Genomic DNA, 12,977 nt, shown 5'->3' on the forward strand with positions numbered 1-12,977 from the left:
GACAGTGATCGCCAAAAAAGCGAGCAGGAGAACAAAATGGCCGAGGACAGCCCCTTCACCGTCGACGCAGACTGGCTGCAGCAACGTCTCGGCGAGCCGGGCCTGACGATCATCGACGCATCCTGGTATCTCCCGGCGCAGAAGCGCGATGCGCGCGGCGAGTATGAGTCGGCCCACATCCCGGGCGCACGATTTCTCGATCAGGATGCCGTTTCGGACCCGGATTCGCCCCTGCCGCATACCTTGCCGTCGCCGCAGCATTTTGCCCAGTATGTCGGCGCCATGGGTGTTTCGGCCGATGACACCATCGTCGTCTATGATGGTCCGGGTTTCTTCTCGGCGCCCCGGGCGTGGTGGATGTTCCGGGTGATGGGCGTCTTCCAGACCTATATTCTGGATGGCGGCTTCGATGGCTGGAAAGCCGCCGGCAGGCCGGTGACGGCTGAGCCGACCAAGATCGCGCCAAGCGTGTTTCATGCCGATTTCGACCCCGGGCGCGTCGCCAGCCTCGCCGACATGCGCCGGATCGTCGACACCAGGGCAAGCCAGATCGCCGACGCCCGGGGGCCGGGCCGGTTCACCGGCACTGAACCTGAGCCGCGCGCGGGTATCCGCTCCGGCCATATGCCTGGCGCGCGCAATCTGCCCTATTCGGCGCTGTCGGAAAATGGCGAGCTGTTGTCGAAGGACCGCCTGCGCAAGGTGATCGAGGAGGCCGGCATCGATCTGTCGAAACCTGTCGTCACTTCATGCGGCTCCGGTATTACCGCGGCGGTGGTGACGCTGGCGCTGGAAACGCTTGGCCATACGAACAACAGGCTTTACGACGGCTCCTGGACGGAGTGGGGCGGGCTTTCCGACACGCCTGTGGTGACCGGCAAGGAATGAAGACGATGGAAAACGGCACGCTGGAAGACATTGACGTCACGGTGACGTTCCTCGAGATGCATGTGCCGCCGGCCTATTCGCCGCCTGTGCCGTATAACCGTCAGGTCGCGCTGCTGAAGACCAAGGACATTCCGCTGCATTTCTACCGCTATCTGATGGACCGGGTGGGGCGCAAATGGCACTGGGTCAATGTGCTGAGACTGGATGACGACGAGCTTTCGGCCGGCATCCATCGCGAGGACCGCGACATCAGGGTGCTCTACCTCGATGGCGCCCCCGCCGGCTTCTTTGACCTCAAGCCGCATCTGCCGGAAGAAGTCGAGCTCGCCTATTTCGGCATGATGGAACATGCGACCGGGCAAGGCATCGGCCGCTGGTTCCTGGGCTCCGCGATCGCCGCCGCATGGTCGCATGGGCCGAAGCGGGTGACGGTGCAGACCTGCACGCTCGATCATCCGGCGGCTCTGCCGCTCTACCAGAAGCTCGGCTTCGCACCGGTGGCGCAAAAGAGGGAAATCGTCCATCCGCTGCCTTTCACCGAGCGCGCGGCCAGCGTCATGCGGCCCTAGCCGGAAGCTAATACCAGCTCGAATCTGAACCCGTCGTTCATCGGCCCTTCAGGCTGTTTTTGGCATGTTGCCGGCACCATCAATGCGGCCAAGGCCGAAGGAGACGAAGACATGCTGACCCGCCGTACACTTGCCGCCGCGCTGATCGCGGCAATTGCCATGCCAAGCCTGGCCGCAGCCCAGGCGACAACGCCTTCGGCCGCGACGATCGAGCGGAAGCTCGAGGCGGCGCCGCGTGTGAAATTGCGGCCGAACGAGCGCGTCACCATCCGCGAATTCAAGCGGCGCCCGGATTTGCGCCGCATGGCCCGCTCGATCGATATCCAGTCGATCAACTTCGCCTTCGGTTCGGCGGCCATTTCCAGTTCGCAATACGACAAGATCGAGACCATTGCCGACGCGCTGCGGCGCATCCTGCGCCGCGATCGCGGCGCCCGCGTGCTGATCGAGGGCCATACCGACGCCGTCGGCTCCTTCCAGTCGAACCAGGCCCTGTCCGAACAGCGCGCCGCTTCGCTGAAGCGCACGCTGGTGCGCGAATTCGGCGTGCCGGGTCATGCTCTCGAGACAGTCGGCTATGGCGAGGAGTTTTTGCTGGTGCAGACGCAGACCGAAAACTGGCAGAATCGCCGGGTGACGCTGCGCCGCTTCGACGATTTCATCCGTTGAGCCGCAGCTCCGACGGGACTTGATGAGAGCCGATCGCCGAGGGGCGACCGGCTCTTCGACATTTGGCAGGAATCGGGTGGGCGGCGAGGGTTCAAGGACATAATTTCCAGTCACGACACCGGAGATTTTTCCATGACCATCCAGTTCAAAGCTTTGCCGACCGAAGATGTCAGGACGTTGCAGCGCGGTGGCATCGATGCTTATGGCCAAATGCCCGAGCGAAAGATCTCCGACGGTGACGGCATGCCTTGCCGTCATTGCTTGAAGAACATAGGAGCCGGCGACGCCTACCTTGTTCTGGCATACAGGCCATTCCCGGGGCTTCAGCCCTATGCCGAAACCGGGCCGATCTTCCTGCATGCCGAGGAATGCGATGGTGCCGCTGAGAGCGGGGCGCTGCCCGAGGTTCTCGATAGCCCTGACTACATCGTGCGCGGCTATGGCAGGGATGATCGTATCGTCTATGGCAGCGGCGGCGTCATCCCGACCACGGCAATTGCTGCACGGGCCGAGACGCTGTTCGAACGCGACGAGATCGCCTACGTCCATGTCCGTTCGGCGCGCAACAATTGCTACCAGTGCCGCATCGAGCGCGCTTGAGGCTGAGATTAGCCCCTGGAAACAGTTGTCGTACTCCCGTCGCATATTCGCGATAGAAAGCCATTGTCGATCGATTTGCCGACCACGGATGAACCGGCGGTAAATCTCGACATCGAGGAAGCGGGGCTTTGGCTCCGCTTTTTTGTTGCGCGGGGGTATTCCGCGCAACAAAAAAGCCCGCCGGCATGGCCGACGGGCTGCAACTGTTTGGCTGGAGGGCCTTTTAGTTGAACTTGTACTTCGCGCCGAGACCCACGGTGTGGAAAGAGGAAGTCGCGGTAAGGGTGTCGTCAGGTGCGCCGAATTCCGAAGAAAAGTCCTTCTTGGCGAACTGCGAATAGCGATATTCGAGACCGACGGTAACGTTGCTGGACAGAGCCGTTTCAAGGCCGCCACCAACCGAGAAACCGCTGGAACCCCAGTCGAGAATGTCGCCGATCGGATCGGAAGCGTTCAGATCGAAATGCTGCCAGCTATAGCCGGCAAGCGCATAGGCAAGGGTCGATTCGTTCATCTTCATGCCGACGCGGCCCAACACATCGAACCCATAGTCGGTATCGACGTTGATCGATCCGCCGCCGAGCTCCAGTTCGGAAGTCATGCCGGAGTAGCGTGCATCGACCATGACGCCTGCGACCCAGCTGCCGAAGTCATGATCGTAGCCGACGTTTAGTTCACCAAAGGCACCTTCGCCACCGAGACCATTGAATTCCAGGTCGCCGAGCGGCGGAACGTTGATCTGATGCACGGATGCACCGGCGCCACCAGCGCCGCCGATGTAGAAGCCGGTCCAGTTGTAGGCTGGCGTCTCGAAGGCAGCACCGCCGCCGTTCTGCGCACCGAAACGGTAATTGGCTGCGATCTGGAAGGTATGGCGCGAGGTGTCAAGATTGAGGAGACCGTCCGGAACTCCGACAAGGCCAGCGTCGGAAAGAAGATCGTCCTTGGTCCCGAAGCGCGTATAGCGATACTCAGTCTTGATCGTCCAATTGCTGTTGATGGCCGTTTCGATGCCACCTCCGACAAAATACCCGCTTTGATCCCAATCAAAGTCGAAGCCGGCGTTCGTATCGAGCTTGTACTTCTGCCAGGAATAGCCACCCAGCACGTAACCCAGAGTGTTCGGCGTCAAGAGGTAGCCGAGACGCAGGCCAGCGTCGAAACCGTAGGTTTCCTTGATCGAAGCGTCGAACCCCGTAATGTCCAGCGTGGTCCCGATGTTGCCGACGTGAGCGTCCAGCAGACCTCCGATGAGGAACCGGGGCGAGACCATATAGTCATAGCCAACCGTCAGCTCACCATAGACGCCTTCGCCACCAATGCCGTTCAGCGAGATTGGAATAAAATCGCTGCCGAGCTTGTGTACGTTGGCACCGGCACCGACGCCAAAACCAACGTAGAGGCCGCTCCAGTTAAAGCCGGCAGCTTCTTCTACCGGTTGCACGACGTCAGCTGCATGAGCAGCAGACATCAAAGCTACAGCAGAAATAGCACCAAGAAGAAAAGATTTCGCGGATGTGCGAATGAACATATGCCCGTACCCCAATGAATAAACCCAGAATGTCTCTAGCAGGGAGTCGGCCGGTACGGGAATGACAAATATGCAACAATGATGAGCAAAGTGCCGTTGCGTCACGTGGTTCGACACCAAGCTTTGCCTGAAAAACAGGCTCGCAAGAAAAAAACCGCCGGCTTGGAACCGGCGGGCTGGATTGAAAGGAGCTGTTTTCGCGAAAAATCAGGCGGCAAGAACGGCTTTCGGCTCGACCAGTTCGTAGCCGAGCGCCTCGGCGACTGCCCGGTTGGTGATCTTGCCTTTATGGACATTGAGGCCGTTGCGCAGGTGATGATCGTCGACCAGCGCCTTCAGGCCCTTGTCGGCAAGCTGCAGGCCATAGTGCAGCGTCGCGTTGTTGAGCGCGTGGGCCGAAGTGACCGGCACGGCACCCGGCATGTTGGCGACGCAATAGTGGATGACGCCGTCGACCTCATAGGTCGGCTCGGCATGAGTGGTGGCGTGCGAAGTCTCGAAGCAGCCGCCCTGGTCGATGGCGACGTCGACCAGCACCGAGCCTTTCTTCATGCCCGACAGCATTTCGCGCGAAACCAGTTTTGGCGCCGCGGCACCCGGGATCAGCACCGCGCCGACGACGATGTCTGCCGAAAAGCACTCTTCCTCCAGCGCCTCGACAGTCGAGTAACGGGTGTGGACGCGGCCGGCGAAGAGGTCGTCGAGCTGGCGCAGGCGCGGGATCGAGCGGTCGATGATGGTGACGTCGGCGCCAAGGCCGGCCGCCATCCTGGCCGCGTGCAGGCCGACGACGCCACCGCCGAGCACGGTGACCTTGCCGGGCAGCACGCCGGGCACGCCACCCAGCAGCACACCGCGGCCGCCATTGGCCTTCTGCAGCGCCGTGGCACCGGCCTGGATCGACAGACGTCCGGCAACTTCCGACATCGGCGCCAGCAGCGGCAGGCCGCCACGGTCGTCGGTCACAGTCTCGTAGGCGATTGCCGTCACGCCGGACGCAAGCAGGCCCTTGGTCTGCTCCGGATCCGGCGCCAGGTGGAGGTAGGTGTACAGGATCTGGCCTTCGCGAAGCTGCGCCCATTCGCTGGGCTGCGGTTCCTTGACCTTGACGATCATGTCCGATCTGGCGAACACCTCGGCGGCCGTCTTGGCAATCGTGGCGCCGGCGGCGCGATAGGCGTTGTCATCGGCGCCGATGCCGGCCCCGGCGCCGGTCTCGACCAGCACTTCGTGGCCATGGGCGACATATTCGCGGACCGAGCCGGGAGTGAGGCCGACGCGGTATTCGTGGTTCTTGATTTCCTTGGGGCAGCCGACGCGCATTTTCTTCTCCTGATCCGGCCCTTTGGGCTCGTTCCCTGTATGGATGGAGTGAACCACGAATCGTTGCGCAGGTGTTTGCGAATGCGCTTGCGCCAACCGGCCGGTTTCGATAATCGTTGCGCGAAATAACAAGATATTCGCAGGATTCACGAATAATGACGCTCGACAGGATTGATATCGCCATTCTTGAGGCATTGCAGAAGGATGGCAGGATACCCAACGCGGCACTTGCCGAAAAGGTCGGCCTATCGCAGTCGGCCTGTTCGCGCCGGCTCGACAATCTGGAGAAATCCGGAACCATCCGTGGCTATCATGCCCGGCTTTCCAATACAGCACTTGGCCACCAGATGACGGCGATCGTGCACATATCGCTGTCGGGACAGTTCGAGAAGACTCTGTCGGATTTCGAGGCGGCGATCAAACGCTGCCCGAACGTGCTGTCCTGCCATCTGATGTCGGGCGAATATGACTACATCCTGAGGATCGCGGCCAAGGATCTCGTCGACTATGAGCGAATCCACAAGGAATGGCTGTCGGCGATGCCGCATGTGACCAAGATCAATTCGTCGTTCGCCTTGCGTGAGATCGTCGACCGTACGGCCATGGGCATGAAGCCGGAGATGGCCTAGTTCCTCGACACAGAAGTTCTGACGGGTCGCTGCATAGACAAACCACCTGCCTTCGATTTGCGGAAACGGGCGTCACTTCGTCATCCACGGGCGGAGCAAGGAGTGTAGCGACGCAGCGCAGACCCGAGGATCCATGCCGCGACTTCAAAGCGTCACTACGGTGCAGAGTTCTGCTCGGCTGCATTCCTTGGTCAAGGTCACGGCATGGATCCTCGGGTCTCCGCGACGGAGCTTCGCTCCTGCTTCGCCCGTGGATGACGAAGGTGGGTGCCTTGGGTCAATCCCGAATGCCTCTGCGATCCATCGAGACGAACCATGACAACCTGGCTGCTGACAGGCCGCTAACCACCCTGTGGGGCCTGGGCTAGCTGACCGCCGTTACCACCCGATCCATCGGGATATCGTGCGGCTGCGGGTAGATGGTAGCGATGCGCTGCAATTCGTAGCCGACGCCGATGACCAGCGGCTTGAACGGCATCGCTGCCAGCGTACGGTCGAAGAAACCGCCGCCATACCCCAGGCGGTAGTTCTGGGGATCGATGCCGACGATCGGCGAGATGACGATGTCCGGCAGCACCGGATCGCCCTCGGCCGGGATCGGGATGTTCCAGACACCTTTCTCCAGCCGGTCGCCCGCTTTGTAGACGCGGAAGATCAGCGGCTGCCCCTTCTCGATGACGATGGGCAGGGCGGTGCGGCCGCCGCGTTCGTTTATGGACGCCATCCAAGGCCGCAAATCCGGCTCGCCACGAAACGGCCAATAGAGACTGACCATGCGCCCGGCGATCTCGCCGATCATCGCGTCGAGGCTTTCCGCAATGCTTTGCGACATTACCGTTCGGGCGTCGGCCGAAACAGCAAGACGCGCGGCGATCAGGCGTTCGCGCTCGGCTTTGCGCCAGCGTCTCACATCGGTCCAGTCGCTCGAAGGCGCACGGAATTGCGGATCGAGTTCGTGCATGAAACAGGGCGGCGAAGAATATTGCGCCGGAGCATCGTCGTCACGATCGTTGGCCATGCCTCACCTCATCGCGTGTTCGATGACGCTATACCTCGCGATACGATACAACATGTGCATTCACGACATGCAACGACGAGTCTCGGGCACTGTCCATCTGTTGTTGCATTGCACAAAAATACCTACATCCAGGACAGGCAATCTTGCTATCGGGGTGAACGAAATGAACGAAGCTAGGCATCATGTCGTCGTTGTCGGCGCGGGTTTCGGCGGCCTCGAGTTCACCCGTGCACTTGCTGGCGCGCCGGTCCGTATCACCATGATCGACAAGCGCAACCATCACCTCTTCCAGCCGCTGCTCTACCAGGTGGCGACGACGGCGCTGGCCACCTCCGAAATTGCCTGGCCGATCCGCCACCTCCTGCGCAAGCGCAAGGATGTGACGACGCTGCTCGCCAATGTCACCGGTGTCGACCGCGCCGGCAAGCGCGTGCTGCTCGATGACGGCAGCGCGGTCGCCTACGACACGCTGGTGCTCGCCACCGGTGCCCGCCACGCCTATTTCGGCCATGACGAATGGGAGCCTTTCGCGCCCGGCCTGAAGACGCTGGAGGACGCCACCACCATTCGGCGCCGCATTCTCCTGGCCTTCGAACAGGCCGAGCGGGAGACCGATCCCGCCAAACGCCAGGCGTTGCTGACCATTGCGATCGTCGGCGGCGGGCCGACCGGCGTCGAGCTTGCCGGCACCATCGTCGAGTTGGCGCATGACACGCTGCGCGGCGAATTCCGCAACATCGACACGCGGCAGACGCGCGTGGTGCTGATCGAGGCCGGCGACCGCATTCTGGCCAATTTCGCACCGAAACTTTCCGACTATGCCAGCAAAGCGCTCGAGCGGCTCGGCGTGACGGTCGAGCTCGGCCGGGCCGTCACGCGCTGCGACGCCGAAGGTGTTGTGTTTGGCGATAAGCAACTGGCCGCCCGAACGATCCTGTGGGCAGCCGGCGTTGCCGCTTCGCCAGCCGCTGAATGGCTCGGCGCGCCGGCGGACCGCGCGGGCAGGGTGCTGGTCGAGCCTGACCTCAGCGTGCCCGGCAGCCCGGAGATATTTGTCATCGGCGACGCCGCTCATGTGCTGCGGCCGGACGGGCGGCCGGTTCCCGGCGTGGCGCCTTCCGCCAAACAGGAGGGCCGACATGTTGCGGCCACCATCAAGGCCAGGCTCGGCGGCGACACGACCGCGCGTCCTTTTCGCTACAGGCATGCCGGCGATCTGGCGACGATCGGCAAACGCGCCGCCGCCATCGATTTCGGCTGGATCAAACTCACCGGCTGGCTCGCCTGGTGGCTGTGGGGAGTGGCCCACATCTATTTCCTGATCGGCTTTCGCAACCGGCTTGCGGTTTCGCTGAGCTGGCTATGGATCTACGCGACGGGGCAACGCAGCGCGCGGCTGATCACCCAGGGCGACGACGACAAGGGCTGATTTCTTCGCCCGATCGTTTATCCGCACGTCATCTGTTGCTGATCGAGTGGCGGCTTCATGCGCGCGACTTGTTGAATGGACTTAAGCAGTTTCAGAGCGAAGTTCGCTTCGGGGCAGGGCTTGTCAGGTCGTCGAAGGAGAAAACATGTCGCAACTGCTCCATCCCGTATCCCGCCGCGATCTCCTTGCGGGCGCCGCCGCAGGGGCACTGATCATGCTGCATCCGTTCTCCGCCCGTGCACAAGCCAACCAGGCGCATCTCCGGATCATGGAGACCACCGACATCCATGTGAACGTGCTGCCTTACGACTACTACGCCGACAAAGCGAACGACACGCTGGGCCTGTCGCGCACGGCGTCTCTCATCGATGCTGTGCGCAAGGAAGCCGTGAATTCGATGCTGATCGACAATGGCGACCTGCTGCAGGGCAATCCGATGGGCGACTACATCGCCTATGAGAAGGGGCTGAAGGACGGCGACCTGCATCCGATCATGAAAGGCATGAACCTGCTCGGCTACGAGTGCTCGACGCTCGGCAACCACGAATTCAACTACGGCCTGTCGTTCCTGGACAAGGTGCTGGCCGGCGCCAATTTTCCCTTCGTCTGCGCCAATTTGATCCGCGGCACCGAGCTTGCCGCTAACCCGCGCGACGACAAGCTCTATCTCAAGCCCTATGTCATCCTCGACAAGAAGATCAAGGACGGTTCGGGCGCCGAGCAGCCGATCAGGATCGGCATCATCGGCTTCGTGCCGCCGCAGATCATGGTCTGGGATCTCAAGAACCTCGAGGGCAACGTCAAGACGCGCGACATCGTCGAGGCGGCCAAGGCCTGGGTGCCGCAGATGAAGGAGGAGGGCGCCGACATCGTCATTGCGCTGTCGCATTCCGGTATCGACGTGAAGCAGGGCGAGATGATGGAGAACGCCTCGTTCTTCGTCGCCGGTGTCGACGGCATCGATGCGGTGTTCACCGGTCACCAGCATCTGGTGTTCCCCGGCAAGAAGGATTTCCAGTCGCTCGATGGTGTCGACACGCAGAAAGGCACGCTGCAGGGCAAGCCCGCCGTCATGGGCGGCTTCTGGGGCTCGCATATGGGGTTGATCGACTTGATGCTGGAACGCGACGGATCGAAATGGAAGATCGTTTCAGCCACTTCCGAGGCGCGGCCGATCTTCGAACGCGTCGACAACAAGAACAAGCCGACTGTCCCGGACGACAAGCGCATCATCGCGGCCCTCGAACAGGACCACCAGGCGACACTGGCCTATGTGCGCCGCCCTGTCGGCAAGACCTCCGCGCCGCTCTATTCCTATTTCGCGCTGGTCGCCGACGATCCGTCGGTGCAGGTCGTCAGCCAGGCGCAGACCTGGTACCTCAAGGAAATTCTCAAGAACACGCAATGGAAGGACGTGCCGCTGCTGTCGGCCGCCGCTCCCTTCAAGGCCGGCGGGCGCAACGGCGCCGACTACTATACCGACGTGCCGGCAGGCGACATCGCCATCAAGAATGTTGCCGACCTCTACCTCTATCCCAACACCGTGCGTGCGGTCGAAATCACCGGTGCGCAGGTCAAGGAATGGCTTGAAATGTCGGCTGGCATCTTCAACCGGATCGAGCCTGGGAAGGCCGACCAGGCCCTCATCAACACCGATTTTCCGTCCTACAATTTCGACGTCATCGACGGCGTCACCTACAAGATCGATCTGTCGCAGCCGTCGAAATACGATGCCAAGGGCGGGCTGGCCAACGCTGGCGCCAATCGCATCGTCGACCTGAGTTTCGATGGAAAACCAATTGATCCCAAACAGAAATTCGTCATCGCGACCAACAATTACCGGGCTGGTGGCGGCGGCAATTTCCCCGACATCAATGCCTCGAAGATCATCTACGAAGCACCGGACACCAATCGCGACGTCATCGTCCGCTATATCGTCAGCGAGGGCACGATCAATCCGTCGGCGGACGACAACTGGTCGTTCGCACCGCTGCCTGGAGCCAGCGCCGTGTTCGAAACCGGCCCCAAGGCCAAGGATTTTATTGCGCAGGTGAAATCGCTGAAGATCGAGCCGGCGGGCGAGGGCGAGGCAGGATTCGCGAAATACCGCATCCTGCTTTGAAGGGTGACGGCGACCGCGCGGCCATGTCGAGATCGTGCGCGACATCGCTTGGTCAGCGGCAATGAAAATCGAAGAGCGTGTCGATTTACGCCTTGTAGACCACCTGGCGCACGTCGATGTAGCTGGCGCGGAAGCCGGCTTCGCAATAGTGCAGGTAGAACTCCCAGAGCTTTTTGAAGCGGTCGTCGAAGCCGAGCGGAACGATCTTCTCCCATGACGCCCGGAACCGGTGGCGCCATTCGGCGAGCGTGCGCGCGTAGTCGTCGGGAAAGACGCGCTCGCGCAGGTGGGCGAGGCCATGATCCTTGCCCAGTGCCTTCAGGATCGACGGTGTCGGCAGCATGCCGCCCGGGAAGACGTAGCGCTGGATGAAATCCGGCCTTGCGCGATAGGTGTCGTAGGCGGCTTCGTTGATGGTGATGATCTGCAGGCCGGCAGTGCCGCCAGGCCTCAGACAGGCCTTCATCTTGCCGAAAAACACCGGCCAGTATTTTTCGCCGACCGCCTCGAACATCTCGATCGAGGCGATGCGGTCATAGGTGCCGGTTTCGTCGCGATAATCCTGCAGCTTGATGTCGACCTTGTCGGCAAGGCCAGCCTTGGCGATGCGAGCCGTGGCAAAATCGTGCTGCTCGCGGCTGATCGTCAGCCCGGTCACGCGGCAGCCGATCTCGCGCGCCGCGAATTCGGCGAAGCCACCCCAGCCGCAGCCGATTTCCAGCACATGGTCCTTCGGACCGATCCCTGTATCCTTCGCCAGAGCGCGATATTTGGCGGCCTGGGCGCCTTCCAGGTCGTTGGCACCGGTCGTGTAGAGCGCCGAAGAATAGGTCATGCTCGGATCGAGCCATTCCTTGTAGAAGGCGTTGCCGAGGTCGTAATGCGCCGAGATATTGCGTTTCGAACCGGTGCGCGTGTTCTGGTTGAACCAGTGGCGGATGCGCTGGACGGTGTTGATCAGCCAACTGGTGCCGCCCGCGATACGCTCGCCGATGACCGAATTGACCACGAACAGCTCCAGGAAGCTGGTCACGTCGGGGCTTTCCCAATCGCCGTCCATATAGGATTCGGCAACGCCGATCGTGCCGCCGGAAAAGGCGCGGCCCGGCAAGCGCCAATTCTTCAACACCAGTTCGGCATCTGGGCCAGGTCCCTTGCCGCCGACGAGGACGGCACGGCCGTCCGGCAGCCTGACCTTGAGCGAACCGCGCGGCAGGTTCATCGCCGCCGACAGCACCATGCGCGCTTTCGCTGGAAGACCTTTCACGATCTCCGCGAAATTGAATTCATCGAGCCTGACCGCGTCGCTCAATGCTACGCCAAAATGTTCCTTTTGCGCCATCTCGTGCCCCTGGATTTCCGCGGTGTCGGCGCAAATTGCCGGGCCACGGTTCTCTTGGATCATTCGCCAGCTTCGAACGCCGCCGCGACCGGTTCGTCGGCGAGCGGGCTCGAATGAAGTGCGCGCCCCCTACCAGAGCTTCAGCGCTTCCCGGTGAATCCGTGCGACAATCTTCCACGTCATGCGGGGAAACTTCAAGGGGCAGGCTGCAACCGGGGCTGTGCCAAGCAGATTGCTCGCGCCGGCGGGCATCTGTGCCTTTGGACAGCCAAGGCGCAGCGCGTTAAAAAACGCCTATGGCCGCAGAATTCCTTGTGCGATAGATTTAGCCATGCGTTATGTAATCGTCATTGCCGCCATCGCGTTTTTCCTGATCTGGGATGGCATGTACAATCAGGGCCGGTATCTCGACACCACGGTGAGAGAACTTAGCCGCATTGTGCGATATGCTACCGGCAAGGTTTAGCTCCGGCGGCTGCAGCCGCGACATCCTTGTCGATTGACGCCAACGTCCTGCCGTCACAAAAGACCCCAGCACTTTGATCGAGGAGGCGGGGTTGATCCGGCATATCGTTTTCTTCAGCGCGCGGCGAAAAGAGGATGTCGAGGCTGTGCGCACCGGCTTGCTGGCGCTCGGCGACATTCCTCATTCCAGCCTTTTCGAGGTCACCTTGAACACCAAGGTCGATCCACTGTCCGATGAGGTCGACGTGGTCGTCTATGCGGAGTTCGCCGACGACGCCGCGCTGGCCGCCTACAAGGCGCACCCGCTCTATGCGCAGACCACCAGCAAGGTCAAACCGATGCGCGAACTGCGCTATTCCGCCGATGTCGTTGCCGGAAGCTGATGCCTTGTC

Annotated in this window: 13 protein-coding genes; 9 read left to right on the forward strand and 4 right to left on the reverse strand. The window is 61.5% G+C overall.

All coding sequences use genetic code 11. The annotated features are described in order from the left end of the window. Window positions 1–36: 36 nt before the first annotated feature. The 4 genes from sseA (at window position 37) to NKJ11_RS18250 (ending at window position 2,726) form a co-directional block, all read left to right on the forward strand. Window positions 37–888 carry a 3-mercaptopyruvate sulfurtransferase gene (gene sseA / locus NKJ11_RS18235; protein ID WP_023812062.1) on the forward strand — a complete coding sequence of 284 codons (852 nt, stop codon included), beginning with the start codon at window positions 37–39 and terminating at the stop codon, window positions 886–888. Between the two features lie 5 nt (window positions 889–893). Continuing rightward, window positions 894–1,457 (forward strand): GNAT family N-acetyltransferase, encoded by a 564-nt coding sequence (locus tag NKJ11_RS18240; RefSeq protein WP_023812061.1) that lies wholly within the window; start codon window positions 894–896, stop codon window positions 1,455–1,457. A gap of 111 nt (window positions 1,458–1,568) precedes the next feature. Then, window positions 1,569–2,126 carry an OmpA family protein gene (locus tag NKJ11_RS18245; protein ID WP_023812060.1) on the forward strand — a complete coding sequence of 186 codons (558 nt, stop codon included), beginning with the start codon at window positions 1,569–1,571 and terminating at the stop codon, window positions 2,124–2,126. Between the two features lie 132 nt (window positions 2,127–2,258). Then, window positions 2,259–2,726, forward strand: coding sequence for a DUF1203 domain-containing protein (locus NKJ11_RS18250; RefSeq protein WP_023812059.1), 468 nt, complete (start codon window positions 2,259–2,261; stop codon window positions 2,724–2,726). A gap of 223 nt (window positions 2,727–2,949) precedes the next feature. On the opposite strand, the gene NKJ11_RS18255 is transcribed toward NKJ11_RS18250, so the two are convergent. Together NKJ11_RS18255 and ald are read right to left on the reverse strand one after the other, a co-directional pair. Continuing rightward, on the reverse strand, window positions 2,950–4,257 hold the full coding sequence (locus NKJ11_RS18255) for an outer membrane protein (protein ID WP_352775246.1): 1,308 nt from the start codon (window positions 4,255–4,257) through the stop codon (window positions 2,950–2,952). 207 nt (window positions 4,258–4,464) lie between these two features. Then, window positions 4,465–5,580 carry an alanine dehydrogenase gene (gene ald / locus NKJ11_RS18260; protein WP_023812057.1) on the reverse strand — a complete coding sequence of 372 codons (1,116 nt, stop codon included), beginning with the start codon at window positions 5,578–5,580 and terminating at the stop codon, window positions 4,465–4,467. Window positions 5,581–5,735: 155 nt separating this feature from the next. On the opposite strand from ald, the gene NKJ11_RS18265 reads away from it, so the two are divergent. Next, window positions 5,736–6,209, forward strand: a complete 474-nt coding sequence (locus NKJ11_RS18265; protein ID WP_023812056.1) for an Lrp/AsnC family transcriptional regulator — start codon at window positions 5,736–5,738, stop codon at window positions 6,207–6,209. A gap of 364 nt (window positions 6,210–6,573) precedes the next feature. On the opposite strand, the gene NKJ11_RS18270 is transcribed toward NKJ11_RS18265, so the two are convergent. Next, window positions 6,574–7,227: a 5-formyltetrahydrofolate cyclo-ligase gene (locus tag NKJ11_RS18270; protein ID WP_128304443.1), complete on the reverse strand. Its 654-nt coding sequence runs from the start codon at window positions 7,225–7,227 to the stop codon at window positions 6,574–6,576. Window positions 7,228–7,390: 163 nt separating this feature from the next. Here NKJ11_RS18270 and NKJ11_RS18275 point away from each other — a divergent pair, with 163 nt between their 5' ends. Both NKJ11_RS18275 and NKJ11_RS18280 read left to right on the forward strand, forming a co-directional pair. Continuing rightward, a complete protein-coding gene (locus tag NKJ11_RS18275; RefSeq protein ID WP_352611731.1) occupies window positions 7,391–8,656 on the forward strand; it encodes an NAD(P)/FAD-dependent oxidoreductase in 1,266 nt (421 codons plus the stop codon). A 145-nt stretch (window positions 8,657–8,801) separates the two neighbouring features. Further along, on the forward strand, window positions 8,802–10,778 hold the full coding sequence (locus NKJ11_RS18280) for a bifunctional 2',3'-cyclic-nucleotide 2'-phosphodiesterase/3'-nucleotidase (RefSeq protein ID WP_352793895.1): 1,977 nt from the start codon (window positions 8,802–8,804) through the stop codon (window positions 10,776–10,778). 85 nt (window positions 10,779–10,863) lie between these two features. Here the strand turns inward: NKJ11_RS18280 and NKJ11_RS18285 are convergent, their stop codons facing one another. Beyond that, window positions 10,864–12,120, reverse strand: coding sequence for an SAM-dependent methyltransferase (locus NKJ11_RS18285; RefSeq protein WP_128304513.1), 1,257 nt, complete (start codon window positions 12,118–12,120; stop codon window positions 10,864–10,866). Between the two features lie 331 nt (window positions 12,121–12,451). Here NKJ11_RS18285 and NKJ11_RS18290 point away from each other — a divergent pair, with 331 nt between their 5' ends. Beyond that, window positions 12,452–12,586: a hypothetical protein gene (locus NKJ11_RS18290; protein WP_023812051.1), complete on the forward strand. Its 135-nt coding sequence runs from the start codon at window positions 12,452–12,454 to the stop codon at window positions 12,584–12,586. A gap of 91 nt (window positions 12,587–12,677) precedes the next feature. Continuing rightward, entirely contained in the window at window positions 12,678–12,968 is a 291-nt protein-coding gene (locus tag NKJ11_RS18295) for a Dabb family protein (protein WP_023812050.1), read from the forward strand. Window positions 12,969–12,977: the final 9 nt, after the last annotated feature.

Source organism: Mesorhizobium sp. M0243 (assembly GCF_040321775.1).
Taxonomy (GTDB): domain Bacteria; phylum Pseudomonadota; class Alphaproteobacteria; order Rhizobiales; family Rhizobiaceae; genus Mesorhizobium.